Origin of the sequence: Rhizobium sp. ZX09 (assembly GCF_017357485.1) — a bacterium.
GTDB lineage: Bacteria > Pseudomonadota > Alphaproteobacteria > Rhizobiales > Rhizobiaceae > Agrobacterium > Agrobacterium pusense.
Window position 1 is genome coordinate 836712 of sequence record NZ_CP031363.1, and the last position, 25674, is coordinate 862385.

Sequence of the window (25674 nt, forward strand, 5' to 3'; positions counted from 1 at the left end):
CCATGTGCCCACGCCCATCCTATCTCCATGATGCGGGATGACGATGCGGTGACAGAAGGATGAACGGATGCAACCCCATGTAAGCGGTACCAGCCTGCGCCGGCAGGTGTTTTTCTGGATCGGCGTGCTTGCCGTCTTTATCCTCTTCCTGATGGTCTTCAGCTCCATTCTCCTGCCTTTCGTGGCTGGCATGGCGCTTGCGTATTTTCTCGATCCGGTGGCCGACTGGCTGGAGAGGCGCGGCCTCAGCCGGCTGATGGCCACGGTCGTCATTCTCATCTCCTTCGTGCTGGTCTTCGCGCTGTCGCTCATCATCATCATTCCGCTCATTGCCGCCCAGGCCTCGGAATTCATCACGCGCATCCCGCAATATATCTCATCGCTGCAGCAGCTGATCGCCGGCGCGGATACCAATCTCCTGCCGGACTGGGTGAGCAGCCAGATCGACGCGGTAAAGGAGAACTTCTCGAAACTCCTCACCGAAGGTGCGGGTTTCATCGGCACATTGCTGACGCAGATATGGAATTCCGGGAAATCGCTGGTCGATGTCGTGTCGCTCCTGGTGGTCACCCCCGTCGTCGCCTTTTACCTGTTGCTTGACTGGGACCGGATGATCGACAAGGTCGACAGCTGGATCCCGCGCGATTACGTGCACACGGTGCGCCAGATCGCCCGCGACATGGACAAGACCATTGCCGGTTTCGTGCGTGGGCAGGGCTCGCTCTGCCTCATTCTCGGGGTTTATTACGCCGTCGGCCTGTCGCTGGTCGGGCTTAATTTCGGCCTTTTGATCGGCCTTTTTTCGGGCCTCATCAGCTTCATTCCCTATATCGGCTCCATGGTCGGCCTGATCCTGGCGGTTGGCGTCGCCATCGTGCAGTTCTGGCCGGATTATCTCTATGTCGTGCTGACCCTCGTCGTGTTCTTTTCCGGCCAGTTCATCGAAGGCAACATCCTGCAGCCGAAACTTGTCGGCAGCAGCGTCGGCCTGCATCCTGTCTGGCTGATGTTTGCCCTCTTCGCTTTCGGCGCGCTTTTCGGCTTCGTCGGGCTTCTCGTCGCGGTGCCGGCTGCGGCGGCGGTCGGCGTGCTTGTCCGCTTCGCCTTGTCGCGGTATCTTGAAAGCGATCTTTACCACGGGCACGCCGCCAACCTTCCCTGGGAAGCCAACCTCACCCTGGAAGAAAGGGAAACGTCCTCCGGCAAGGTTGACTCTCAGAGCTGACAATGACTGACCCAATCAAAACCGACAACGCCCGGTCGAAGGCCGAGCAGCTGCCGCTCGCATTTTCGCATCCGTCCGCCTCCGGCCGGGACGATCTCCTCGTGTCGGCTTCGCTGGAGGCCGCCGTCAGCCTCGTTGACGCATGGCCGCACTGGCCCTCGCCGGTGGTCGTGCTGGCAGGGCCGCCCGGTTCCGGAAAATCGCACCTTGCCAATATCTGGAAAAATATCAGCGAGGCCCGCGAGATTCATCCGCAAGCGGGCGCGGATGCCGCGCGCGCGGCCGAAAGGGGGGCGGTGCTATTCGAGGATGCCGATCGGCGTGGTTTTGATGATACCGAACTCTTCCATGTCATCAACAGCGTACGCCAGAATGGCACGACGCTTCTGATGACCAGCCGGCAATGGCCGTCGGCCTGGCCCGTCACGCTGCCGGATCTGCGCTCGCGCCTCAAGGCCGTGACGGTAGTGGAAACGGGTGAACCGGACGAGGCGTTGCTGGCGCAGGTGCTGGTGAAGCTCTTCGCTGACCGGCAGCTTTACATGGATGACAAACTCATAGGCTACATCGTCAACAGAATGGAACGTTCGCTCGATACGGCGCAGACGATCGTAGAGCGGATCGACAGGCTGGCGCTTTCGCGCGGAACGAGGATCACCCGCCCACTGGTGGCGGAAGTCCTCAACGCGATGGACAATGCCGAGAGACATAACGGACCGGACGACGATTGACTGTCACAGTTCCGTCGTCAAACTGTTATACGGGCAAGAAGGACGATCGCGGGATGCAGCAGGATCACGGATTGGAAATTGGTCAGGGGATGGAACAGGGCATGGACGCTGTCGCGCAGGAAGATTTCAACAAGGTTCAGCCGCAGACCGAGGGCGAGAACCTCTGGGATAGCCCCGCGCGTTTCATCAACCGCGAATTCTCCTGGCTCCAGTTCAACCGCCGTGTCCTTGAGGAAACGCTGAACACCGATCACCCGCTGCTGGAGCGGCTGCGTTTCCTGTCCATCTCGGCGGCCAATCTCGATGAGTTCTTCATGGTTCGCGTCGCCGGCCTCGAAGGCCAGGTGCGCCAGAAGATCACCGTCAGGACCCCGGACGGCAAGACCCCGGCAGAACAGCTCGAAGATATTCTGAAGGAAATCGACAACCTGCAGATGGAGCAGCAGGCCTCGCTTGCCGTTCTGCAGCAATATCTTGCCAAGGAAGAAATCTACATCGTACGCCCGGCTGCGCTTTCGGATGAGGATCGCAACTGGCTGGAGACCGAGTTTGAGGAACGCATGTTCCCGGTGCTGACGCCGCTCTCCATCGATCCGGCGCACCCGTTCCCCTTCATTCCCAATCTCGGCTTTTCCATGGGGCTGCAGCTGGACAGCGTCAACGGCCGCGAGCCGATGACGGCGCTTTTGCGCCTGCCGCCGGCGCTCGACCGCTTCGTGCGGCTGCCGGATGAGAAGAACGCCATCCGCTACATCACGCTCGAGGATGTGGTCGGTCTGTTCATTCACCGGCTCTATCCCGGCTATACCGTTCGCGGTTCCGGCACGTTCCGCATCATCCGCGATAGCGATATCGAGGTGGAGGAAGAGGCCGAAGATCTGGTGCGCTTCTTTGAAAGCGCGCTGAAACGCCGCCGCCGCGGTTCCGTCATCCGCATCGAGACCGACAGTGAAATGCCGCAGTCGCTGAGGCAGTTCGTGGTGCACGAACTCGGTGTGCCGGATAATCGCGTCGCGGTTCTGCCCGGTCTTCTCGCGCTCAACACGATCTCGGAAATCGTGCGTGCCCCGCGCGACGACCTGAAATTCGAGCCCTACAATGCCCGTTTCCCGGAGCGCGTTCGTGAACATGCCGGCGATTGCCTCGCTGCTATCCGCGAAAAGGACATGGTGGTTCACCATCCCTATGAAAGCTTCGACGTGGTGGTGCAGTTCCTCCTGCAGGCTGCGCGCGATCCCGAAGTACTTGCCATCAAGCAGACGCTTTACCGCACCTCCAACGACAGCCCGATCGTTCGCGCGCTGATCGATGCCGCGGAAGCAGGTAAATCCGTCACGGCGCTGGTCGAGCTCAAAGCGCGTTTCGACGAGGAAGCAAACATCCGCTGGGCGCGCGATCTGGAACGCGCCGGCGTGCAGGTCGTGTTCGGCTTCATCGAACTCAAGACCCACGCCAAGATGTCGATGGTGGTGCGCCGCGAGGATGGCAAGCTCCGGACCTATTGCCACCTTGGCACGGGCAACTATCACCCGATCACGGCCAAGATCTATACCGACCTGTCCTTCTTCACCTGCAACCCGAAGATCGCCCACGACATGGCGAATATCTTCAACTTCATCACGGGTTACGGCGAACCGGAGGAGGGCATGAAGCTGGCCGTCTCGCCCTATACGCTACGCGCGCGCATCCTCAAGCATATTCACGAGGAAATCGAGCACGCCAAGCGCGGCGCGCCGGCGGCGATCTGGATGAAGATGAATTCGCTTGTCGATCCAGAGATCATCGATGCGCTCTACCATGCCAGCGCCGCGGGTGTTGAGGTGGACCTCGTCGTGCGCGGCATCTGCTGCCTGCGCCCGCAGGTGCCCGGCCTGTCGGACAATATCCGCGTCAAATCCATCGTCGGCCGCTTCCTGGAGCACAGCCGCATCTTCTGCTTCGGCAATGGTTTCGGCCTGCCGTCGGACAAGGCGCTGGTCTATATCGGCTCCGCCGACATGATGCCGCGCAATCTTGACCGCCGCGTGGAAACGCTGGTGCCGCTGACCAATCCCACCGTGCATGAGCAGGTTCTTTCACAGATTATGCTGGGCAATCTCATTGACAACCAGCAGAGCTACGAGATACTTGCGGACGGAACGTCGAGGCGCATCGAGGTGCGTAAAGGCGAAGAACCGTTCAACGCGCAGCACTATTTCATGACCAATCCCAGCCTTTCCGGACGTGGTGAAGCCCTGAAATCCAGTGCGCCCAAATTGATTGCCGGGTTGATTTCGTCCCGCAAGAAACAGGCTGAATGACTCGATCAGAAGCACAGGGGCGGCTGACCGGCCTTGCCCCCGTTTCCGTCATAGATATTGGCTCGAACTCCGTTCGTCTTGTCGTATATGAAGGTCTTTCCCGCGCGCCTGCGGTGCTGTTCAACGAAAAGGTGCTTTGCGGGCTTGGCAAAGGTTTGGCGCTGACGGGGCGCATGCATGAGGAAGGTGTGAGCCGCGCGCTCCTGGCGCTCAGGCGTTTTCACGCCCTCTCCGAGCAGGCGCAGGCGCAGCAGCTTTATGTGCTGGCCACGGCCGCGGCCCGAGAAGCGGAAAATGGTCCCGATTTCATTCGTGAGGCCGAAGCCATCCTCGGCTGTGAGATCGAGGTTCTGTCGGGTGAGAAGGAAGCGCTTTATTCGGCCTATGGCGTGATCAGCGGTTTCCATGATCCTGATGGCATCGCCGGCGACCTCGGGGGCGGCTCGCTGGAACTGATCGACATCAAGGGCAAGAGCTGCGGCGAAGGCATCACCCTGCCGCTTGGCGGTTTGCGGCTTTCGGAGCAATCGGACGGCTCGCTGGAAAAAGCGGCGACCATTGCCAGAAAGCACGTCAAATCCTTCGCCAAACTTCTGGCGGCGGGTGAGGGGCGCACCTTTTACGCCGTCGGCGGCACTTGGCGAAATATCGCCAAGCTGCACATGGAGATATCCGGTTATCCCCTGCACATGATGCAGGGTTATGAATTGCCGCTAGAGGAAATGCTGAATTTCCTCGAGGAGGTCATCGTCTCCCGGGATAGCAAGGATCCCGCCTGGCAGGCGGTCTCCAAGAACCGCCGCTCGCTCCTGCCATTCGGTGCCATCGCCATGCGCGAAGTTCTGAAGATGATGAAGCCGGCCAGGATCGCTTTTTCCGCACAGGGCGTACGCGAGGGTTACCTTTATTCGCTGCTGACGGAGGCGGAGCGCGAATCCGATCCGCTGCTGGTGGCCGCCGACGAACTTGCCATTCTGCGCGCCCGTTCTCCGGAGCATGCGCGAGAACTGGCGGACTGGAGCGGTCGCACCTTCCCGGTTTTCGGCATCGACGAGACGGAAGAGGAAAGCCGCTATCGGCAGGCCGCCTGCCTGCTGGCCGACATCAGCTGGCGCGCGCATCCGGATTACCGCGGTCTGCAGGCGCTCAATATCATCGCCCACTCGTCCTTTGTGGCGATCACCCATCCCGGGCGCGCCTATATTGCACTTGCCAATTATTACCGCTTTGAAGGCCTGAACGACAACGGCACCACCGAGCCGCTTGCCGCGATGGCGGGGGAGCGTCTGCAGGAACTCGCCAAACTGCTGGGCGGCCTGCTGCGCGTCGTATATCTTTTTTCAGCCTCCATGCCGGGTGTCGTGGATCACCTGAAATTCCGCAAGACAGATAATCCGGATCTCGATCTGGAATTTGTGGTGCCGCATGATTATTGCGATTTTGCCGGCGAGCGGCTGGACGGACGTTTGCAGCAACTGGCGAAGCTGACGGGCAAGCGGCTGGCCTTCGTGTTCGAATAAGAAGCGGCGGAGTCTCCGTTCACGACAGAAACGACATTGGCCCCGTGCTAGGACCAGCGCTCGCAGAACGCTTCGATATCGTTTGACTGAAAGTCGCCAAGCCGAGCCATGATCGTCTCGAAGGGCCAGTCCCACCAGGCAATAGCGGTAAGCTTCTGCGCAATCGATCGTGAAAAGCGCTCGCGAATGATTTTTGCGGGTACGCCGCCGACGATCGTATAGGGCGGTACGTCCCTGGTCACCACGGCGCCGGCGGCCAGCACCGCGCCGTGTCCCACCTTGACGCCCGGCAGTACGATGACCCCGTGCCCGATCCAGACATCGTGACCGATGACGGCGCGATCCTGCTTCCGCTGCGCGAAAAAGGCATCGTCGCGCACCGCATCGGCAGAGTAATATTCCGGGCAGTAGCTGAAACGGTGCATGGATGGCCGGTCCATCGGATGGTTGGGAGCGCCTATCCTGACCTCCGCGGCGATGGCGCAGAACTTCCCGATGATCGCATCCCCCACCATGCAGCGGGGACCAAGATAAGAGTAGTCTCCGAGCTCAACATTATGCAGCGAGGTGTCGGCCAAAATCTCGCAGCATCTGCCGATGCTCGAGTCTCTTACGCTGGCTGTTGCATGAATGACGGTCTCTGCGAGCTTAGGGCGCTTGATCTGTGCGGTCGAATCCATTGCAGTCTCCCGATTTTGCGCCTGCTTAACCGGGCATGATGAAGGCCCTATGACGCGAGACGGCGGAGCAGTCCATCCGTGACCGGCATACCCTGTCAAGTTCAGATTACGTCTCTTGCTTCGTGTGACATTCTCTCCTTCCAGATCGGGTCACCTGCCGGCGACATTCGGGCGCATTATCGTTTCCAGTAGTGCTCCGTTATGTTTTGAGCATTCCGAATGATATGACCGGCGATTTCTGGGTCGCCGCCCTCGAAGGTCTGCGGATCGGCCCCGCACAACAACAAAAAGAGCTGTTGATGCGCGACCGCGGCAAAATAATCCCGGGGTGGTGGCTGCATGTCTGACCCGGTCGCCTCGAATGCTTCGGCGACTTCTTTGCTGGCGCGCTCAACCGCTGCATGAACACTCGCCATCATCGCCGCTTCGTTGCGTTCCAATATATCCTGAACCTGCCGTTCTGCCGGTGTCAGAACCGGACAACTCTCGCTCATTAAATGTCTCTCCTGTCGGTACAACCATTTCGCCAAGCAATATTATCGCGTGGATTGTGTCCGCTTTGCGGGAAACATAAATCTTGGTCTTGAAGTGTAGCGCGCCGGTTGACCTCCATGCCGTCTGTGCGGATCGAACAGCAATGGGCTGTCCTTTTTGCAAGCCGTTCAGCCATGGCCGAGTGCCTTTCGAATGCAGGCGCTGAGATAGGCATATTGCAGCGGCGTTATCGTCGCCATGACTTCGGTTCGATTGGCGGGATGATCCTGATAACCCACCGGCAGATCGAATTGGGTGAAGGTGAAATCCCAGCGGACGCCATCAATGATATTGTAGAAGTGTTGCGCGCCGCTGACAGCGGTTTTCGCAATTTCGCCGCCGAAAATGTCCTGAACCACCAGGGCAGTGACGCTTCCTTGCCCCCTGGCAGGATTTTCGCGCGACCAGAGGCCGCTGGTCTCGCCCGACCAGCTTCTCTTCAGGGCGTAGTACAGTCTTTCGGCATGGTCCTGCATGAAACGTCTTCTTTTCCGCAAGCATGTTTCTGTCGCGGCCGGAAAATCGGAAGGAGCGCCGCGCAGACGTTCGTGTCTGCCAGCGCTCCGTCCGGATCATTGGTGACCGTCAATGCAAATGACGGCAGCCGTGGCCTCACTTCGCCTCGAGCAGGTCCTTGACCTCAAGCAGAACGAATTCGTTGTCATCAGCCTTGTCCAGCGCCCGCCCGGCAGAGAAAGGCAGGTTGTTGTCATTGCCGACGATGATATGCGTGGCATCGACGCGGTCGACATTCTCGATGGTGACGAAAGGCATGTCGTAGAAACCGTTGCCGCCGCCCTGGCGCTTCTTGTTATCAGGGTCGGAGATCTTCATCAGGTCGATATAACCGATCTTGCGGGCGGCCTTGCCGACATTGGCGTCGTTGAATTCGATCTTGTAGATGCGCTTGACCTTGGCTGGGCGGGCGTAGCAGTCCGCAGTGGGAGCCTTCGGGTCGGCGCAGGCCTTGTCGGCCGTGCCGGCGCCGTTGTCGCGTTCGATGACGAGGGCAGTGGTCTCATCCAGCATGTTGAAGTCACCGATCGCCTCGCCGCCTTCCGCCAGCGGATAAAGCCAGCTGCGACCGGTCCACTCTTTCCTGGCGGTGTCCAGTTCGATGATGCGCAGCGCGGTCGCGCCGTCTTCGGTCTTTTCTACCTGCCCGTCCGCCATATAGAGCGGTCCTTCGAGAAGGCCGTAGAGCTTTGAGCCGTCCTTGGAGAGCGCCATGCCTTCATAACCGCCGGAGCGTTTCAGGTTGAAAGCGGGCATTTTCTGAGTCGGGTTGCCAGGCAGTGCGAGAGCCGGATGGTCGGGAGACTTCACCTCGATATCGCCGACCTTGGTGGAGATCACATCGGTCAGCTTTCCGTCGCGGGTGAATTTCAGGATGTAAGGACCGAATTCCTCACCCACCCAGAAACCGTCGGCAACAGGCTGAATGGATTCGACATCGAAATCGGCGCCCGTCAGGTAGCGCTTTTCCGTGCCTTCCAGAACGATGGGGAAGGGCGATTTCATGTCAGGGTCGGAGAGAAACACGGTTTCAAGCGCATTGACCTTGCCGGCTTCCCAGTCGAACTTCAGATGGTGAAGCATCAGCATGGCGTCGCTCGAATTGAGCTTGGAGCCGAAACCGTTGTCGGAAAGGCTCCAGAAGCTGCCGTCCGGCATGGCCTTGATGCCGGAAAAGCCCTGCATGGGCTGGCCGTTGAACGGCATGGAAAGGCCCGTCAGGCGCGCGCCGTCCTTGCCGGGCACGGTGCCGAGGCCTTCGGCGCGCTTGCGGTCGGCTGTGGTGAACTTGGCGGAGGTCTTGAGATGTGCCGGCGCATCGGCAGGCGCGGCGATGATGGTGTTGGCCGGCAGAATGGCATGTGAAACCAGCTTTGCCGGAAACTCCTTTTCCGCTGCCAGCGATGCGGAAGCGAGCGCGAGAACCGCGCAAGAGGCGAAAAGAACGTGCTTCATGTTGAGACCCCTCTCAGTACCTGTTGAAGACAGGATTGACGCGATAGGGGCAGCACATGACAGAGAGGTGATTGCCATTTGAAGCTTTGATGAATTTTGATGACGGCGCTGCTGGCGAAGGTGACGGCGACGTTGCTCCGCCCTAAGCGGCGGGGGCCTGATACTGGCTGAGCGTGCAGACACCGAGCGTCTGACCACGGCCCTTGACCGCGTGCTCGCCGAGATATTCGCTGCGCACGCCCTTGGGAAGCACCAGCTGATGGGCGAGGTCGGCGGAAATCAGCACGGGATGGCCAAGCATCTTGCTCAGCGATTCGAGTCTGGAGGTCGTGTTCACCGTATCGCCGAAATAGGTGATCTTGTGATGGTCGACGCCGATTTCCGCAGTGATGACAGGTCCGCCATGGATGGCGAAGCGCAGGCGCGGCACTTCACCGAAGCGGGAAAGCCACATGTCGCGCTTTTCCTCGATGGTCGCCTGAATATCGAAAACGCAGCGCACGCAGGCCGCGCGCCGTATCGCCCTATGGTATGGCCAGGTGATGATCGCGGCGTCGCCGATGTAATCGTCGATGACGCCGCCGTGTTTCCTGACCGGTGCGGCATAGCTCGCGAAGATTTCGCCGAGAAACTCCTGTGCCTTCAGGTCGCCATGAGTTTCGGCGAAGGAGGTGGAGCCTACAAGGTCTATGAAGATGAAGACACGGTCTTCGCTCACCGGTCTGCGATAGCGCCCGAGAATGAGGTCGATGAAGATATCGCGGCCAAGAAGTTCACGCACGCGCATGATGAAGACGATGATGCCGCAGACGATGAGCGTGAAGACCAGCGTCTGTACTTCGGCATGAACGGCGCGTTTCCAGGTGCCGGGAAAGATGCCGCTCAGCCACAGGATCGTGCCGCCCAGCCCGAAGCCGCAGAAGACGAGAACAGCATAGATGACAAGACCGACGGCAATGTAAACCGGTGTCGGCAGGGCGCTGACCTGCCGCGACAGGCCGGGCATGATGTAACCGCGCTCGAAGGCGAGGATTGGCGCGCAGGCAAACAGCGCATAGGTCGCGCCGATGAGCGCGCCACCGCCATATTCCAGGAAGGCGTAGGCCACGCCGCTGCCGGCCACGGCAACGAAGAGCACCACGTAATCCAGAATGGGCAGCAATTTTCTCATGTCGATTCTTGATCTCGGGAAGGGCAGGCCCGTCGCTCCTTGCGGGCAAAGCTTCTGTTCAGGTCATATGCGACATTAATGTGGAAAAAGCGCTGGAAAAAGTGAGCAATCGGTAAGGTTGCATAAAGGATCGGAAAGCCTGTTGCCCGGTTGCCGCAACGGACGGGGCCCGCACCCCGCCTAAGTTTATATTGTGTATTCGATGGCTTCACCGATTTTGTCGCCCGACGCGCTGTCGGGCGATTCGGGTGTTCAGCCAGCGCCCTTCAGGCGCAGCGCTAGCGAATGAGGCGACACGCGGTATGAGAAGGTCGCGGAAAGAGCGAGCGTTACGACTCGTTCGCCGCAACCTCTACAGCCTCGACCTTCTTGCCGGCAAAACGCAGGGCGACCTCACCATTGATGAGCTTCAGCGCCACATTGCCGAAAAGCTCCCGCCGCCAACCGGTCAGTGCTGCCACCGTTGCCTTTTCGCCCTCGGCGGCGATCTTGTCCAGATCGTCGCTATTGGCGATGACCTTGGCGGCGACGCCGTGCTTGTCAGCCGTCAGCTTCAGCAGAACCTTCAACAGTTCCACGGCAGCGCCCGAGCCTTCCGGCGCGTGGCTGTGACGCGGTGCCTTCGGCATTTCTTCTTTCGGCAGCGCCAGCGCCGCATTCACCGTCTCGACGATGGCGTTGCCGGACGCGGAGCGTTCCCAGCCCTTGGGAATGGTGCGAAGCCGCGACAGCGCCTCGGCATCCTTCGGCTGCTGCTGGGCGATTTCGAAGATCGCATCGTCCTTCAGCACGCGCGAACGCGGCACGTTGCGGGAGCGCGCCTCACGCTCGCGCCAGGCGGCGATGAATTTGAGGATGGCAAGCTCGGTCGGCTTGCGCAGGCGCGATTTCAGCCGCAGCCAGGCATCGTCGGGATGCATGTCATAGGTGTCGCGAGACTCGAGAATATCCATCTCTTCGGTCAGCCACAGCGAGCGGCCTTCGCGCTCGAGCTGGGCTTTCAGCGAGAGATAGACATCCCGCAGATGGGTCACGTCGGCCAGCGCGTAATCCAGCTGCTTTTCGGTCAGCGGGCGGCGGCTCCAGTCGGTGAAACGGGAGGATTTGTCGATCTGCACGTTTTTGATCTTCTGCACCAGCTGGTCGTAGGAGATCGAATCGCCGAAACCGCAGACCATGGCGGCGACCTGCGTGTCGAAGATCGGATGCGGAATAAGCCCGCCGAGATGGTAGATGATTTCGATGTCCTGTCGCGCCGCGTGGAAAACCTTCACGACGTCGGGATTGGCCATCAACTCGAAAAGCGGCGTAAGATCGAGGCCCTTCGCCAGCGGATCGACCAGCACCTCGAGAGTCGGGCTTGCCATCTGCACGAGGCAGAGTTCAGGCCAGAAGGTGGTTTCCCGCAAAAATTCGGTGTCGATGGTGATGAATTCCGATTTCGCCAGTTCCGTGCAGGCCTCGGCGAGGGCGGCAGTCGTTTCAATCATTGCAAATGGCCACTCGTGAAAATTATCCGTCTTACTTTCCCTTTGCCGGGCGCATGTCAATACAAAGCCCGTTTTTGAAGGCCTAAGGATCGTTTTTCTCCGGCGGAATGGGCTCCGACCCATTCTTTTTAGGTGGTGTGGGTGCGGCGAGCTTCTGGAAATAGGCCGAGGTGCGCAACAGCGAACTGAACCGCCAGTTCCTCTCCTCAAGCGGAACGCCCTCGCGCACCTGCAGCCGATATATGGTGTAGGCGATGAAAACGATCTGGATCGCGGCGGTATAGCTGAACAGCGCCTTCGGACCGAACTGATCGATCAGGACGGAGGCGAGAAGCGGCCCCACGGTTGCGCCCAACGACCAGAAGAACAGCAGTCCGGCTGACATCATCGCATGTTCGCCTTCCCTGGCGTGGTCGTTGCCATGCGCCGAACTCAGCGAATAAAGCGGCAGGGCGAAGGCGCCGAAGATGAAGACGCCGATGATATTGCTCCACTCGTCCGTGCCGGCGAAGAAAGCGAGAAACAGCCCGACGATGACAGAGGCGGCCGTGGTGGCGAGAATGATGATGCGCCGGTCATAACGGTCGGAATAAACGCCAAGCGGATATTGCAGCACCACACCGCCAATAATGCCCGCACTCATGAAGGTGGCGATGGCGGTAACGGAAAAGCCGATCTGTTCGGCATAGATCGGGCCAATGTTGCGGAAGGCCGCCATGCTGAGGCCGACTGCCACGCAACCGACGACGGCAAGCGGGGAAATGCGCCAGACGGCGAAAAGGTCGAAGGGAATCTGCTTCGGCGGGGCAGGGTTGGATTTGTCGGCAAGCGAGATCGGCACCAGAGACAGCACCAGCGCTATCGCGATCAGCGAAAACACCACCGGGCCTTCGACACCCATCACGGCAATGACATATTGCGCCAGCGTCACGGAGCCGAGATCGACGAAACGATAGATGGAAAGCGTGCGCGCGCGATTGGAATTCGTCACCTGGGCATTGATCCAGCTTTCGATGGCCGCAAAAAAAAAGACAGGCGACGGCAATGCCGATGACGAAACGCATCAGCATCCAGAATAGCGGGTGGATGATGAGCGGCATGGCGATGGAAGCGGCCGAGGCGACCGCTGCCATGGTGGCAAATGTTCTGATATGGCCGATCTTTCGCAGAAGCCGCGTCACCGAAATGCAGCCGAGTGCGAATCCGATGCTGTAGGCGGCGCTGATGACGCCGATGGTGCTGGCGGAAAAACCTTCGGAGATGCCGCGCAGGGCAATATAGGTTCCCTGCAGGCCGTTGCCGCCGATCAGGATGCCGGCGGTGACGAGAAGCGGGATGAGGGGTCTGATCTGGCTCATTGCGGGCCGACTCGGTTTGGCGGGCTGAATATGCACTATCTAAAGCCAAGGCGGGGGAAAGGACAGGCTGAAGGCGACATTGTTGCGCTTTGCCTTGACAAATCGGGCTGGCCATGCGCTTTTCCGGCAAATTTCGACAGTGCCGCCCATCTGGCCTCCAACGGGCCCACGACACGTTCCAGGATAAAAAAATGCATCGTTACCGCAGCCACACCTGTGCCGCTCTCCGCAAGTCCGACGTCGGCGAAACCGTTCGCCTTTCCGGTTGGGTTCATCGCGTGCGAGATCATGGCGGCGTTCTCTTCATCGACCTTCGCGACCATTACGGCATCACCCAGGTGGTTGCCGATCCTGACAGCCCGGCTTTCAAGGTTGCGGAAACCGTGCGCGGCGAATGGGTCATCCGCATCGACGGCCTCGTCAAGGCGCGTTCGGAAGACACCGTCAACAAGGGCATGGCGACCGGCGAGATCGAACTTTACGCTCAGGAGATCGAGGTTCTCGGCGTCGCCAAGGAACTGCCGCTGCCGGTTTTCGGTGAGCCTGACTATCCGGAAGACGTTCGCCTGAAGTACCGCTTCCTCGACCTGCGCCGCGAAACGCTGCACAAGAACATTGTCAAGCGCACGCAGATCATCTCCGCCATGCGCACCGGCATGGCCGATGCCGGCTTTGCCGAATATACGACGCCGATCCTCACGGCCTCCTCACCGGAAGGTGCACGCGACTTCCTCGTGCCGTCGCGTATTCATGAGGGCAAGTTCTTCGCGCTGCCGCAGGCGCCGCAGCAGTACAAGCAGCTTCTGATGGTGGCCGGTTTCGACCGTTACTTCCAGATCGCGCCGTGCTTCCGCGATGAAGACCCCCGCGCCGACCGCCTGCCGGGCGAATTCTACCAGCTCGACGTCGAAATGAGCTTCGTGACCCAGGAAGATGTCTGGACCACGATGGAGCCGATGATGACGGCCGTCTTCGAAAAGTTTGCAGAAGGCAAGCCGGTGACGAAAGAGTGGCCGCGCATTCCCTATGACGAAGCGATCCGCAAATACGGTTCCGACAAGCCGGACCTGCGCAACCCGATCGTCATGCAGGCCGTGACCGAGCATTTCGATGGTTCGGGCTTCAAGGTCTTCGCGAACATGATCGCCTCCAACCCGAAGGTTCAGGTCTGGGCAATTCCGGCCAAGACCGGCGGTTCGCGCGCCTTCTGCGACCGCATGAACGCCTGGGCGCAGTCTCAGGGCCAGCCTGGCCTCGGTTACATCTTCTGGAAAGAAGAGGACGGCAAGGTCGGCGGCTCCGGTCCGCTCGCCAAGAACATTGGCGAGGAACGCACCGAGGCGCTGCGCCAGCAGCTCGGCCTGGAAGCTGGCGATGCCTGCTTCTTCGTTGCCGGTGATCCCGCCAAGTTCTACAAGTTTGCCGGCGAGGCGCGCACCCGCGCTGCCGATGAACTGAACCTGATCGATCGCGACCGCTTCGAAATGTGCTGGATCGTCGACTTCCCCTTCTTCGAATACAACGAAGAAGAAAAGAAGATCGACTTCGCCCACAACCCTTTCTCCATGCCGCAGGGTGGTCTAGAAGCGCTGGAAGGGCAGGATCCGCTCTCCATCAAGGCCTTCCAGTATGACGCCGTCTGCAACGGCTTCGAAATCGCCTCCGGTTCGATCCGTAACCAGTCGCCCGAGTTGATGGTCAAGGCTTTCGAAAAGGTTGGCCTGTCGCAGACCGACGTTGAAGAGCGCTTTGGCGGTCTCTACCGCGCCTTCCAGTACGGCGCGCCTCCGCATGGCGGTTGCGCATTCGGCATCGACCGTGTGGTCATGCTGCTGGTCGGTGCGAAGAACCTGCGCGAAATCACGCTGTTCCCGATGAACCAGCAGGCGCAGGACCTCCTGATGAACGCGCCGTCGCCGGCAACGCCGACGCAGCTTCGCGAACTGGCGCTGCGCGTCGTTCCATCCAAGAAAGACTGATCGTGTTGAAGACGCTGCTCGACCGTGTTCGCGCAGCCTTCACCCGTGCATTGGCGGCCGCACTTGCGGCCGCTTTTGCGTTCTGGGTCGCGCATCGCTGGCTAGGCCACCCGCAACCCGTCTTCGCGGCGATCAGCGCGCTCATCTGTCTGGCGCCGGGAATTCCAAGCCATGTTCGTCAGGGCCTCGGCTTGATGGTGGGCGTCACCGTCGGCATTCTCGTCGGGGAAATAGCCCTCCTGGTCCCGCATGATTTCGCCGAAATCAGGCTGGCCTCGGCGACCTTCATCGCCATGATCCTCGCCTCCATGTTCGGCCTGCCGCCAGTCGTACCGATACAGGCTGGTGCTTCCGCCATGCTCGTGCTCCTCATGGGGCCGCAGGTTGCCGGCCTTGTCCGCTTCATCGACGTGATCGTGGGTGTCGCGACCGGTGTCACCGTAGCGCTGGTCTTCTTTCGCGAACGGCTGAAACTCTAGCTTTTACCGGTCAACTCTACTCCCCGTGCAGGAGATATGACGCCGTCTCCACCGCAGAGAGTTGCCCAAAAGAAAAGCCCCGGTTCGATGACCGGGGCCTCTGCGTTTTGCTTATGTGGTCTTATTCGTTTGCCGTCACCGTGACGCCGAGCATTTTCGGCAAGGTGTTCGGCGCGCCCATGGCAGCGCCCATGATCATGGGGAAGGGGACCGGTTTTTCCGGCGCTGCCGTGATCGAGAAGTTCTTCGGATCGTCGATATAGGTGTTGATCGCCGCCGACACCATGTTCTGCAATTCTGGAACGTTGAGCGAGGCCATCATGATCGGCGCCATGCCCTTGATGGTCTGTGCAAGCTGGTCGCCCGTCATACCCTGCTGGCTCGCTGCATAATCGATCGCGCGCTTGGTGATGCTGGCGTCTTCGAAGCTGATCTCGGCGTTGACGAAGGAGAGTTGCTGCATCAGGCCGAGCATGGCAAGGCTCGCGGCCTGGTCTGCCTGTTCCTTGTTCGGGTTGGCAGCCTGCGCCTTCACCGTTTCCTGCATCGACTTGATGAAGGCGAGCGTGTAGCCGGAGAAACCGAACGACATGTTCAGGCGGCCGACATCATCGAGGTCGATCGCGTATTCCTCGACATCGACAGTCCCGGAAGCCACTTCCCAGCTGCCGCTCATGGTCATGTCGCCGGAAAGCGCCTGCAGCTTCAGTTTTTCGATTGCGTCCTTGGTGGCGGGGTCGGTGACGTCGCTGAGGTCGGCCTTGAAGCCGGAGGCGTCGAGGTCAAAGCCGATCGAGTTCTTGTCGTCGCTGACCGACATCGTCGCACTGGTTTCCTCGAGCGAGAAAGCCTGCTTCCCGTCGACGGACACGGAAATCGGGCCGCTATGGGCTTCGTCGTAGAACATCAGCGCATCGACCGTGCCGGTGGTGGCATCAGCGGGGATGACAAGGCCGGACATGTAGATGTCGCTGGCCTTGATCTCGACCTTGTCCTGCTTGTAGTCGATATTGTCGAAGCGGGCGTTCTTGATCTTGTAGCCGCCGTTGTTTTCCTCGACGCCATCAAGCGTGATATTGCCAACCGGGATTTTCTTGGCCGGGTCGGCAGCGGCGCTGAGGGTCACGTCGTTCAGCGTCACCGTCGAGCCGTTGACGGCGACGGAGCCTGCATCAATTTGACCGCCCTGCGCGGCATAGGCCGCATTGATCTTCTTCAGCACATCCCCACCATCCAGCGCGAAAGCCGGCGCGGAAAGGGCAAGAAGCGCGGCGCTCGCAAAAAGAACCTGCCGGGTGGATTTCAGTCTCATGATGTTTCTTCCCTCAACGTACGGCTGCAAACCGAGCCTTAATGCTAATGGTGATACTTATATTCGCTGATAATCAAAGGTCTAGGGTATTTAGATCGATTCCCATGACGGCGGCATTGCGGCATTTGCAGCGCGGTTAACAAAAAACCGCATGGAAGGGATGGTTTCATCCACAGCCGCGACCCCTGTGTTTCTTGCCGGGAATCGCCATTTCCGCTAGTCAAGCACCATGGGAAAAAATCTTGTACCTCCGTCCGGCGGAGACGATAATATTCATCCGGTCGATTTGAAGGCAGCGCTCGAAGAGCGCTACCTCGCTTACGCCTTGTCCACGATCATGCATCGTGCGCTGCCGGATGTTCGCGACGGCCTGAAGCCGGTCCATCGCCGCATTGTCTATGCGATGAGCGAAATGGGCCTGAGACCCAATTCCGCCTTCCGCAAATGTGCCAAGATTGTCGGTGAGGTGATGGGTAACTATCACCCCCACGGCGACCAGGCGATCTATGATGCGCTGGCGCGTCTGGCGCAGGATTTCTCGCTGCGTTATCCGCTGGTCGACGGGCAGGGCAACTTCGGTAACATTGACGGTGATAGCCCCGCCGCCATGCGTTATACCGAAAGCAAGATGACGGCGGTGGCCGAGCTTCTGCTGGAAGGTATCGGGGAAGACGCGGTCGATTTCCGCGACACCTATGACGAATCCAATTCAGAGCCCGTGGTATTGCCCGGCGCTTTCCCCAATCTGCTGGCGAACGGTGCTTCCGGCATCGCTGTGGGCATGGCGACGTCGATCCCGCCGCACAATGCGCATGAACTGTGTGACGCGGCGCTGTACCTCATCAAGCATCCCGATGCGACCGTTGAAAAGCTGGTGGAATTCATTCCCGGTCCCGACCTGCCGACCGGCGGCGTGATTGTTGAAAGCCGCGAGAATATTCTCGATGCCTACAAGACGGGACGTGGCGGTTTCCGCGTGCGCGCCAAGTGGGAAACGGAAGATCTGGGCCGTGGCGGTTATCAGATCGTCATTACCGAAATTCCGTTCCAGGTGCAGAAATCGCGGCTGATCGAGAAAATCGCCGAGCTGCTGATTGCCCGCAAGCTGCCGCTTCTGGAGGATGTCAGAGACGAATCCGCCGAGGATGTGCGTATCGTTCTGGTGCCGAAGAGCCGCACCGTCGATGCGACGCTGTTGATGGAATCGCTCTTCCGTCTCTCCGATCTTGAAAGCCGCCTGCCGCTCAACATGAACGTGCTGTCGCTCGGCAAGGTGCCGAAGGTGATGGCGCTGAACGAGGTGCTGACGGAGTGGCTGGCGCACCGCAAGGACGTGCTGGTCCGCCGCTCGCGCCATCGTCTGGCGGCAATTGATCGCAGACTGGAAATTCTGGGCGGCCTGCTCGTCGCTTATCTTAATCTTGATGAGGTGATCCGCATCATCCGCGAGGAGGATGAGCCGAAACAGGTGATGATGGCGAAATGGTCGCTGACGGACCTGCAGGCCGAATCCATCCTCAACATGCGGCTGCGCAACCTGCGCAAGCTCGAGGAATTCGAAATCCGCAAGGAATTCGACGAACTAACGAATGAGAAGGCCGAGATCGAAGCGCTGATCGCCTCTGATGACAAACAGTGGCAAACCATCGCCTGGGAAATCGACGAGGTCAAAAAGAAATATGCCAAGGCGACCGAACTCGGCCGCCGTCGCACGCAGTTTGCCGACGCTCCTGACGCCGATATCGAGGCCATTCAGCAGGCGATGATCGAAAAGGAACCGGTCACCATCGTTATCTCGCAGAAGGGCTGGATCCGGGCGCTGAAGGGTCACATGTCCGACACCTCGACCCTGACCTTCAAGGAAGGCGACGGTCCAAAGCTTGCCTTCCCGGCGCAGACGACCGACAAGCTGCTGCTGCTGACGACGGGCGGTAAGGCTTATACGCTCGGCGCCGACAAGCTGCCGGGCGGACGCGGCCATGGCGAGCCGATCCGCATCATGGTCGATATGGAAAACGATCAGGATGTCCTCACCGCCTTCGTGCATGATCCGTCGCGCAAGCTGCTGCTCGTTTCGACGGCCGGGAACGGCTTCGTCGTGGCGGAAAGCGAAATGGTCGCGAATACCCGCAAGGGCAAGCAGATCATGAACGTATCCATGCCCGATGAGGCCAAGCTCGCGGTTCCCGTTACAGGCGACCACGTCGCTGTCGTCGGCGAAAACCGCAAGCTCCTGGCGTTCCCGCTGGCGCAGATCCCGGAAATGTCGCGCGGCAAGGGCGTGCGCCTGCAGCGTTACAAGGACGGCGGCGTCGTGGATGTGAAATGTTTCGCGCTGGCCGACGGCCTCAGCTGGTCCGACACGGCCGGGCGTCTCTTCAACAAGGTGGGTGAAGAACTGCGCGAATGGTTGGCCGACCGTGCAACGGCGGGCCGCATTGTGCCGAAGGGCTTTCCGCGCAGCGGGAAGTTTGGTGGGTAAGAGTTACGGGTATGGAACGATATGATCTTTGAGGAACCGGCTCACGCCATCCTCATCGATCTCTTCAGAAGCGACGGCCATAACGAATTGGTAGAGATGTGCTTCTTCCGTTTGGATCATGAAGCCGTTTTCCATCAGGAAAACACCGGCGGTCACGATAGCGATCCGCTTATTGCCATCCAGAAACGCGTGATTTCTCGCCAGTCCAAAAAGATAGGCCGCCGCGAGATCGCAGACGTGGTTGCCGCCATAGCCAGCTTTGTTGATGGGTCGGTTTAAGGCTGAATCCAGCATGCCCTCATCACGCAGTCCATGAATGCCCCCGAAATTGTCGATTTGCATTTTGTGGAGCTGCTTGACGGTCTTGACGTCTAGGAAAATAAACTCGGTCATTCAGCAAGTTTCTTCAAGGCTACTTTGTATTTATCCATGAAGATACGTGCATGTTCTAGTTGACGTGCGAAGGCTTCGTCTGCAACGCGCACACGCAGTTCACCGTTGCTTTCGTTAAGATCAAGCGTGTCGCCTGCCTTAACGCCCATGCGTTCCAGAACTTCCTTGGGGATAATGATGCCTTCGGAATTACCAATTCTGCGGACCGTCACGTTCATAGCTAGAGACTCCATGTTATAACCGCGTTATAACATTGCTGAGTCTCTGTTGCAACGGAGTGCAATATTTCGATCAAACTGGATCCGGCGTGTAAACCTCCCACCCGCGCGGCGTCAGATGCTCCTGCGGGTGGTAGCGGGTCTTATAGCCCATCTTTTCAGAGCCATCGACCCAATAGCCGAGATAGACATGTGGCAGGCCGAGCGCACGGGTGCGGGTGATATGATCGATGATCATGTAGGTGCCAAGCGAGCGCTTCTCGAGTTCCGGGTTGAAGAAGGAATAGACCATCGACAGGCCGTCGCTCATCACGTCGCTGAGCGCCACGGCCAGAAGCTCGCCGCGTTTGCTGGAATCGATGCCGGAGCCGGGCTCGCGGACGCGGTATTCGATGATGCGGGTGTTCACATGTGTGTCTTCCACCATGATCGCATAATCCAGCGCCGACATGTCGGACATGCCGCCAGACTGGTGCCGGTGGTCGAGGTAGCGGCGAAACAGGGCAAACTGTTCGGTGGAGGGTTCGGCCGCATGCACCGTGGCGACGACATCCTTGTTGGCGGCAAGAACGCGTCGCATCGATTTTGTCGGTTGAAACTGCTCGGTCAGGATCCGTACGGATACACAGGCGCGGCAGTTTTCGCAGGCCGGACGATAAGCGATATTCTGCGAGCGCCTGAAACCGCCCTGGGTCAGAAGGTCGTTCATTTCCGAGGCGCGCGGGCCAACCAGATGGGTGAAGACCTTCCGCTCCATCTGGTTCGGCAGATAGGGGCAGGTGGCCGGCGCCGTAAGATAGAATTGTGGAGAGGGCGTCGCCTGCGTGTTCATCGAACCGTGATCGCCTCCTGCGTCTGTTATAAAGCGCGCCGCGATTTCACGGGGCTGACGGCGGCGCTTCAAGCGACATGCATAATGTCACAGAATGGCAAAATGACGGAAAACGTCAACTGCGGGATGAGGTATTTGGCGGGGTGAAAGCCACGTTTCCGTGGCTTTCCGTAATATTAGCGTGTTCTGACGATGACGGTGCCGAGCAGGAAGTCGTGAACGAGGCGCGAGCGCTCCGTAAACAGGCCGGCAAGTAGGATCAGCGGCGTCAAAACCGAGTTGATGATCCAGAAAAGCACGATGTGAACGGTGGACAGCAGGAAATCGATTCGCCGCCCGTCCATGCGCGCCATCGCAATCCCCATCGCCCGCATACCCGGGGTGGCCTGCGACGGGCCTCCGAGCGTCATGCCGAAATAGAGTACCGCCACAATGACGAACAGCGCCGGGTAGAGGAAGAAGCCGAGACCCAGCGTGATCACGCCAAGAAAGAAGACAATCACGGCGGCCGGGATGCACAGGAGGAGAACGATTGCGTAATCGATCAGGAACGCGAAGACCCGCCGGCTCAGGACGCCGCTATAGGCGCGCCAGTCATCCGGTGCGGCATAGGTGGGGTTCTGGTCGAGGCTCATCGGTCGTTTTCTCCTGAAAGAACTGACAGCTCGGCATGAGTGCCGTGTCAGCAACAATATGGGTAAGGAACCACCGAATACAATAAGCGCTGGCCTTAGCCCCTGTTGAGTTTGCGTGCGGCTTCGATGGCGAAATAAGTCAGAATGCCGTCGCAACCTGCACGCTTGAAACAGAGAAGCGTTTCCATCATCACCCGCTCGCCGTCGATCCAGCCGTTCATCGCCGCAGCCTTGATCTGGGTATATTCGCCGGAGACCTGATAGGCGAAGGTCGGCAGGCCGAAATTCTCCTTCAGCCGCCAGCAGATGTCGAGATAGGGCAGGCCGGGCTTGACCATCAGCATGTCCGCGCCTTCTTCCACATCGAGCGCCGCGTCGCGGATGGCCTCCATGCCGTTGGCAGGGCTGATGTAATAGCTTGCCTTGTCGCCCTTCAGCAGGCCGGCGGTGGAAATCGCCTCGCGATAGGGGCCGTAATAGCCGGATGAGAACTTTGTCGCATAGGCCATGATCCCGACATTCTGGTGCCCGGCCGCATCAAGGCCGCGGCGGATGGCGCCGATACGGCCGTCCATCATCTCAGAAGGAGAAATAATGTCCGATCCGGCTTCCGCCTGCAGGATCGCTGCCTTGACGACCTGTTCGACTGTCTCGTCGTTGACGATCTCGTTGCCGCGCAGAATGCCGTCATGCCCGTGGCTGGTGAATGGGTCGAGCGCCACGTCGGTGATCATGCCAATATTGGGAACGGCTTTCTTGACGGCGGCAGTCGCCTGATTGATGAGGTTATTGGCCTCAAGCGCGTTCGAGCCGGTCTCGTCCCGCAATTCCATCTCGACATTCGGGAAGGTGGCGATTGCCGGAATGCCGAGATCGGCGGCTTCCTTCGCCGCTTCGACCAGTCTGTCGACGCTCATGCGGTTGACGCCAGGCATCGCCGGAATGGGCTCCAGAATATTGCTGCCCGGCACGATGAAGACCGGCCAGATCAGGTCGTCCACAGTGAGGCGGCTTTCCTGTACCAGACGGCGTGTCCAATCCGCCTTGCGATTGCGACGCATGCGGCGATGGCCGGTGATCTCGTCGACCAGGTGGGTTTTGTCCTGCATGTCAGAATGTCCTTCGATCAAATTTGGAAGGCTGCATACCATGAAGCGCGGCGCATGCGAATGCGACAATCTTCCCTCATTGCCGTCAGGCAATGACGATGATGCTTTGACAAGGCAGGCGGTGGAATTCAATATGGGCTGGTCGCCCGTTCGTCGAGACCGTATCTTCCGGCCATGGAACCTGATTCTCAACCTCTGCCGAAGCGCCCGCTCACCGAAATCCTGTTTCTGGTCTTCATGAGGCTGGTCGCGGTTTCGTGTTTTTGGTTCGGGCTGCAATATTGGGCAATGCTGACGGGCTATTCTCTGGGCGGTCACGGCAGGTTCGATATGCTGAACCTGCCCTGGCGTGTGGCCGGAAGTGCGCTTGCCGTCATTTTCCCGGTCGCCGCTCTCGGCCTGTGGCTCGGCGCCTCCTGGGGCGCTGTCATGTGGGTGATGGGCGCGGGCACGCAGATCGCGATGTACAAGGTGTGGCCGCACATCTTCGGCGCCAACACGCTGGTGCCTGTCATGCACGGTCTTGTGGCAACCATTTATATACTATTCCTGGTCGCTTTCTGGCTGGATCAGCGCCAGAATGAAGAACGCGCAAGAATTGATTTACCATAAGAATAAAGCAATTCGGCCTGATTTGCGGCCGAATTTCATATCTAACCCATTGATTTATAACGATTGCCTGTCAGGCATTCCCGCTTCGCCACAAGTTGGGGCCTCCAGGCAAAATGCAGGTAACCATTTGTTAATCGTAGCTTTTAAGTAGAATTTTATGCGCATTGATTAGGTTCTCACTCAAGGCGGGAGACAAACAAACACACCGCCAAACAAAACAGTGAGGCAGTCATGATCAATAGCAAAGTTAAGCCCCAGGCCGTTGTTGCCGATGCACATGAAGATACAATCCGCTCGCTCTACATGGAGTCGCTGCATCTGGTGGAACGTCTCCACCGCCGTCTCCTCGATGTCATCAAGGATGAGTTCGACCGTCAGGGTCGCGATGACGTCAACGCCGTTCAGGCCCTGCTGCTGTTCAACATCGGCAATTCTGAACTGACCGCCGGCGAGCTTCGTTCGCGTGGTTATTATCTCGGCTCGAACGTTTCCTACAACGTCAAGAAGCTGGTCGACCTTGGTCTCATCAACCACCAGCGCTCTCGCGTCGATCGCCGCTCGGTTCGCATCAGCCTGACCGAAAAGGGCCAGGAAATCGCCGAAACGGTTGCCCGCCTTTATGAACGCCACGTCGGCTCGATCGAAAAGGTCGGCGGCATCGGCACCGGTGAGTTCTCCGAAATGAACAAGCTGCTGCAGCGCCTCGATCGCTTCTGGAACGACTCGATCGCTTACCGCCTGTAATACCACGACGGTTTCACTGTTTAGGCCGGGGGCATTCTTGCTCCCGGCCTGCGGATTCGGCGGCTACATCTCTGCCGTTTCTTCATGTCAAGCCCAACCTGCAAAACTCGTAGGAACCCTGTTTTGTAGGGCATACACAGCTTCGTGAGAAATGGCCCGTGACACGAATTGGCCATATTGATATGGGACCCGCAAAGCTTGAGGAGCCGGCTGTTTCTCCTGCTGTCGCGGCAAGTCCCGACCGTTCTGCCAGACAATAGCGCCCAGGCGATGGGTGTCGAGTATTCCAGGCCGGCAGGCACGTTGTACGTGTTTGTTAATCATATTGATTTAGGCATTATAGAGAATGCCGAATAGAGTGGCTGGTAGGTAGAATGACAAAGACATCCGTTTCCAATTCCGTATCGCGCCGCACGCTTCTGCGCTCGGCCGTTTCCGCTGGTGTCGCCGCGCTCGCTGCGCCGGCCTTGGCGCAGGACGCGTTTAACGATCTCATGGGTTCCTCGCGCCGCGGCAACTGGGATGACCAGTTCGACGCCAATACGTCGCGTTCGGCTGTGGGCGTCGTTTCCAACAATCCGGTCCTCGGCCGCGAAGCCCCCGTCTATATGCAGCAGGCGATCATGCAATATCAGCAGATCGTGCAGAATGGCGGCTGGCCGGAAGTTCCGGCGTCGCAACAGCGTCTGCAGATCGGCGTCTCCGATCCCTCCGTTCAGGCACTGCGCCAGCGACTGATGGTATCGGGCGACCTGCCGCGTGAAGCCGGCATTTCCAGCGCCTTCGACTCCTATGTCGATGGCGCGCTGAAGCGTTTCCAGGCCCGTCATGGCCTTCCGGCTGACGGCGTCAGCGGCGAATACACCACCAAGGCTCTCAATGTGTCCGCGCAGATCCGTCTCGCGCAGCTGCAGACCAACCTCGTGCGCATCCAGTCCATGTCCGGCGATCTCGGTCAGCGTCACCTGATGGTGAACATTCCGGCCGCCGCCATTGAAGCCGTTGAAAACGAACGCGTCGTGCTGCGCAACACTGCCGTTGTCGGCCGCGCCAGCCGTCCGACGCACGTTATCAATTCGAAGATTTACGAAGTCATCCTCAACCCCTATTGGACCGCACCGCGCTCGATCGTCGAGAAGGACATCGTGCCGCTGATGCAGAAGGATCCGACCTATCTGGAGCGGAACAACATCCGCCTTATCGACGGCAAGGGACAGGAAGTCTCGCCGACCACGGTCGACTGGTTCGCGCCGAAAGCGCCGAACCTGATGTTCCGCCAGGACCCCGGCAAGATCAACGCCATGTCCTCGACGAAGATCAACTTCCACAATCCGAACAACGAATACATGCACGACACGCCGCAGCAGGGCCTGTTCAACAAGCTGATGCGCTTCGAGTCCTCCGGTTGCGTCCGCGTGCAGAACGTGCGCGACCTGACGTCGTGGCTGCTGCGCGATACGCCCGGCTGGTCGCGCCAGGAAATGGAACGCGTCATTGCCTCGCGCGTCAACACGCCGATCAAGCTCGCACAAGAAGTGCCCGTCTACTTCGTCTACATCACCGCATGGTCGGCGAAGGACGGCGTGGTTCAGTTCCGCGACGATATCTACGGCAAGGACGGCAATGCCGAACTGGCGCTGAACACGACGGCGGGCATGGAACAGCCGGCCGGTGCCGTGGACGACGATCTGCTGCCGCGCAACTGATCGGGCATTGCTGTCAGTTTCTTATCACGAATGAAGGCCGCGCTTCGCCGAGTACGGCGTAGCCTCATACGCCGTCACCCCGGACCTGATCCGGGGTCCAGTGCGATCAAGTCCTTGATCGCGAGAGAGTCCTTTCACGGCGCAGACGCGCCGTGGCTGGATGCCGGATCTAGTCCGGCATGACGGGAGCAAA

At 59.3% G+C, this 25674-nt stretch carries 22 protein-coding genes and 1 pseudogene; 10 read left to right on the forward strand and 13 right to left on the reverse strand.

The features are described from left to right. The first annotated feature begins 67 nt into the window (after positions 1–67). Genes BTN45_RS04075 through ppx form a run of 4 tightly spaced genes read left to right on the forward strand, consistent with a single transcriptional unit; the run spans position 68 to position 5776 of the window. On the forward strand, positions 68–1225 hold the full coding sequence (locus tag BTN45_RS04075) for an AI-2E family transporter (RefSeq protein WP_004441130.1): 1158 nt from the start codon (positions 68–70) through the stop codon (positions 1223–1225). A 2-nt stretch (positions 1226–1227) separates the two neighbouring features. Further along, entirely contained in the window at positions 1228–1956 is a 729-nt protein-coding gene (gene hdaA / locus BTN45_RS04080) for a DnaA regulatory inactivator HdaA (protein WP_107339793.1), read from the forward strand. Positions 1957–2009: 53 nt separating this feature from the next. After that, positions 2010–4256 carry an RNA degradosome polyphosphate kinase gene (locus BTN45_RS04085; protein ID WP_004441134.1) on the forward strand — a complete coding sequence of 749 codons (2247 nt, stop codon included), beginning with the start codon at positions 2010–2012 and terminating at the stop codon, positions 4254–4256. Beyond that, positions 4253–5776 carry an exopolyphosphatase gene (gene ppx, locus BTN45_RS04090; protein ID WP_004441136.1) on the forward strand — a complete coding sequence of 508 codons (1524 nt, stop codon included), beginning with the start codon at positions 4253–4255 and terminating at the stop codon, positions 5774–5776. Before BTN45_RS04085 ends, ppx begins: the two co-directional genes overlap by 4 nt. 47 nt (positions 5777–5823) lie before the next feature. Here the strand turns inward: ppx and BTN45_RS04095 are convergent, their stop codons facing one another. From BTN45_RS04095 to BTN45_RS04125, 7 genes and pseudogenes are all read right to left on the reverse strand, one after another. Next, positions 5824–6456 carry a DapH/DapD/GlmU-related protein gene (locus tag BTN45_RS04095; RefSeq protein ID WP_174150843.1) on the reverse strand — a complete coding sequence of 211 codons (633 nt, stop codon included), beginning with the start codon at positions 6454–6456 and terminating at the stop codon, positions 5824–5826. 176 nt (positions 6457–6632) lie between these two features. Continuing rightward, on the reverse strand, positions 6633–6950 hold the full coding sequence (locus BTN45_RS04100; RefSeq protein WP_072494276.1) for a hypothetical protein: 318 nt from the start codon (positions 6948–6950) through the stop codon (positions 6633–6635). Between the two features lie 168 nt (positions 6951–7118). Then, positions 7119–7466 (reverse strand): hypothetical protein, encoded by a 348-nt coding sequence (locus BTN45_RS04105; protein WP_004441141.1) that lies wholly within the window; start codon positions 7464–7466, stop codon positions 7119–7121. Between the two features lie 136 nt (positions 7467–7602). Continuing rightward, the gene (locus BTN45_RS04110; RefSeq protein ID WP_207589057.1) at positions 7603–8961 is read right to left on the reverse strand and encodes an esterase-like activity of phytase family protein; all 1359 of its coding nucleotides are present in this window, start codon (positions 8959–8961) and stop codon (positions 7603–7605) included. 142 nt (positions 8962–9103) lie between these two features. Continuing rightward, positions 9104–10132, reverse strand: a complete 1029-nt coding sequence (locus BTN45_RS04115; protein WP_004441145.1) for an adenylate/guanylate cyclase domain-containing protein — start codon at positions 10130–10132, stop codon at positions 9104–9106. 329 nt (positions 10133–10461) lie between these two features. Beyond that, positions 10462–11622: a ribonuclease D gene (gene rnd, locus BTN45_RS04120; RefSeq protein ID WP_037088987.1), complete on the reverse strand. Its 1161-nt coding sequence runs from the start codon at positions 11620–11622 to the stop codon at positions 10462–10464. 82 nt (positions 11623–11704) lie between these two features. Beyond that, a pseudogene (locus BTN45_RS04125) lies at positions 11705–12980 on the reverse strand (MFS transporter). Positions 12981–13171: 191 nt separating this feature from the next. On the opposite strand from BTN45_RS04125, the gene aspS reads away from it, so the two are divergent. Next, a complete protein-coding gene (gene aspS / locus BTN45_RS04130; protein ID WP_004441151.1) occupies positions 13172–14959 on the forward strand; it encodes an aspartate--tRNA ligase in 1788 nt (595 codons plus the stop codon). Positions 14960–14961: 2 nt separating this feature from the next. Further along, entirely contained in the window at positions 14962–15438 is a 477-nt protein-coding gene (locus BTN45_RS04135; RefSeq protein ID WP_022555974.1) for an FUSC family protein, read from the forward strand. Positions 15439–15559: 121 nt separating this feature from the next. Here the strand turns inward: BTN45_RS04135 and BTN45_RS04140 are convergent, their stop codons facing one another. Continuing rightward, positions 15560–16750 carry a hypothetical protein gene (locus tag BTN45_RS04140; RefSeq protein ID WP_004441154.1) on the reverse strand — a complete coding sequence of 397 codons (1191 nt, stop codon included), beginning with the start codon at positions 16748–16750 and terminating at the stop codon, positions 15560–15562. Positions 16751–16979: 229 nt separating this feature from the next. Here BTN45_RS04140 and parC point away from each other — a divergent pair, with 229 nt between their 5' ends. Then, entirely contained in the window at positions 16980–19232 is a 2253-nt protein-coding gene (parC, locus tag BTN45_RS04145) for a DNA topoisomerase IV subunit A (RefSeq protein ID WP_207589059.1), read from the forward strand. Between the two features lie 3 nt (positions 19233–19235). On the opposite strand, the gene BTN45_RS04150 is transcribed toward parC, so the two are convergent. The 5 genes from BTN45_RS04150 to hemB form a co-directional block, all read right to left on the reverse strand. Beyond that, positions 19236–19625 carry a type II toxin-antitoxin system death-on-curing family toxin gene (locus tag BTN45_RS04150; protein ID WP_035207708.1) on the reverse strand — a complete coding sequence of 130 codons (390 nt, stop codon included), beginning with the start codon at positions 19623–19625 and terminating at the stop codon, positions 19236–19238. Continuing rightward, entirely contained in the window at positions 19622–19843 is a 222-nt protein-coding gene (locus tag BTN45_RS04155) for an AbrB/MazE/SpoVT family DNA-binding domain-containing protein (RefSeq protein WP_022555977.1), read from the reverse strand. Before BTN45_RS04155 ends, BTN45_RS04150 begins: the two co-directional genes overlap by 4 nt. A 73-nt stretch (positions 19844–19916) precedes the next feature. Then, the gene (locus tag BTN45_RS04160) at positions 19917–20675 is read right to left on the reverse strand and encodes an arginyltransferase (RefSeq protein WP_112555059.1); all 759 of its coding nucleotides are present in this window, start codon (positions 20673–20675) and stop codon (positions 19917–19919) included. 176 nt (positions 20676–20851) lie between these two features. Then, positions 20852–21310, reverse strand: a complete 459-nt coding sequence (locus BTN45_RS04165) for an RDD family protein (RefSeq protein WP_022555979.1) — start codon at positions 21308–21310, stop codon at positions 20852–20854. Positions 21311–21405: 95 nt separating this feature from the next. Then, complete coding sequence (gene hemB / locus BTN45_RS04170) at positions 21406–22419, reverse strand: porphobilinogen synthase (RefSeq protein ID WP_006700199.1); 1014 nt, start codon at positions 22417–22419, stop codon at positions 21406–21408. A 174-nt stretch (positions 22420–22593) separates the two neighbouring features. Here hemB and BTN45_RS04175 point away from each other — a divergent pair, with 174 nt between their 5' ends. The 3 genes from BTN45_RS04175 to BTN45_RS04185 all read left to right on the forward strand — a co-directional run bounded on the left by BTN45_RS04175 (position 22594) and on the right by BTN45_RS04185 (position 25481). Beyond that, positions 22594–23031 (forward strand): DUF6163 family protein, encoded by a 438-nt coding sequence (locus BTN45_RS04175; RefSeq protein WP_006700200.1) that lies wholly within the window; start codon positions 22594–22596, stop codon positions 23029–23031. A 234-nt stretch (positions 23032–23265) separates the two neighbouring features. Then, on the forward strand, positions 23266–23775 hold the full coding sequence (locus BTN45_RS04180; protein WP_026363448.1) for a MarR family winged helix-turn-helix transcriptional regulator: 510 nt from the start codon (positions 23266–23268) through the stop codon (positions 23773–23775). Between the two features lie 374 nt (positions 23776–24149). After that, positions 24150–25481: a murein L,D-transpeptidase gene (locus BTN45_RS04185; RefSeq protein WP_006700203.1), complete on the forward strand. Its 1332-nt coding sequence runs from the start codon at positions 24150–24152 to the stop codon at positions 25479–25481. Positions 25482–25674: the final 193 nt, after the last annotated feature.

Bases quoted from the DNA above. Each gene is read 5' to 3' on its own strand.
- BTN45_RS04100 (WP_072494276.1), bottom strand. From the start codon at position 6,950: ATGAGCGAGAGTTGTCCGGTTCTGACACCGGCAGAACGGCAGGTTCAG.
- aspS (WP_004441151.1), top strand. From the start codon at position 13,172: ATGCATCGTTACCGCAGCCACACCTGTGCCGCTCTCCGCAAGTCCGAC.
- BTN45_RS04155 (WP_022555977.1), bottom strand. From the start codon at position 19,843: ATGAACGTGACGGTCCGCAGAATTGGTAATTCCGAAGGCATCATTATC.
- ppx (WP_004441136.1), top strand. From the start codon at position 4,253: ATGACTCGATCAGAAGCACAGGGGCGGCTGACCGGCCTTGCCCCCGTT.
- BTN45_RS04105 (WP_004441141.1), bottom strand. From the start codon at position 7,466: ATGCAGGACCATGCCGAAAGACTGTACTACGCCCTGAAGAGAAGCTGG.
- rnd (WP_037088987.1), bottom strand. From the start codon at position 11,622: ATGATTGAAACGACTGCCGCCCTCGCCGAGGCCTGCACGGAACTGGCG.
- BTN45_RS04095 (WP_174150843.1), bottom strand. From the start codon at position 6,456: ATGGATTCGACCGCACAGATCAAGCGCCCTAAGCTCGCAGAGACCGTC.
- BTN45_RS04140 (WP_004441154.1), bottom strand. From the start codon at position 16,750: ATGAGACTGAAATCCACCCGGCAGGTTCTTTTTGCGAGCGCCGCGCTT.
- parC (WP_207589059.1), top strand. From the start codon at position 16,980: ATGGGAAAAAATCTTGTACCTCCGTCCGGCGGAGACGATAATATTCAT.
- BTN45_RS04185 (WP_006700203.1), top strand. From the start codon at position 24,150: ATGACAAAGACATCCGTTTCCAATTCCGTATCGCGCCGCACGCTTCTG.
- BTN45_RS04075 (WP_004441130.1), top strand. From the start codon at position 68: ATGCAACCCCATGTAAGCGGTACCAGCCTGCGCCGGCAGGTGTTTTTC.
- hemB (WP_006700199.1), bottom strand. From the start codon at position 22,419: ATGCAGGACAAAACCCACCTGGTCGACGAGATCACCGGCCATCGCCGC.
- BTN45_RS04160 (WP_112555059.1), bottom strand. From the start codon at position 20,675: ATGAACACGCAGGCGACGCCCTCTCCACAATTCTATCTTACGGCGCCG.
- BTN45_RS04085 (WP_004441134.1), top strand. From the start codon at position 2,010: ATGCAGCAGGATCACGGATTGGAAATTGGTCAGGGGATGGAACAGGGC.
- BTN45_RS04110 (WP_207589057.1), bottom strand. From the start codon at position 8,961: ATGAAGCACGTTCTTTTCGCCTCTTGCGCGGTTCTCGCGCTCGCTTCC.
- BTN45_RS04175 (WP_006700200.1), top strand. From the start codon at position 22,594: ATGGAACCTGATTCTCAACCTCTGCCGAAGCGCCCGCTCACCGAAATC.
- BTN45_RS04165 (WP_022555979.1), bottom strand. From the start codon at position 21,310: ATGAGCCTCGACCAGAACCCCACCTATGCCGCACCGGATGACTGGCGC.
- hdaA (WP_107339793.1), top strand. From the start codon at position 1,228: ATGACTGACCCAATCAAAACCGACAACGCCCGGTCGAAGGCCGAGCAG.
- BTN45_RS04150 (WP_035207708.1), bottom strand. From the start codon at position 19,625: ATGACCGAGTTTATTTTCCTAGACGTCAAGACCGTCAAGCAGCTCCAC.
- BTN45_RS04115 (WP_004441145.1), bottom strand. From the start codon at position 10,132: ATGAGAAAATTGCTGCCCATTCTGGATTACGTGGTGCTCTTCGTTGCC.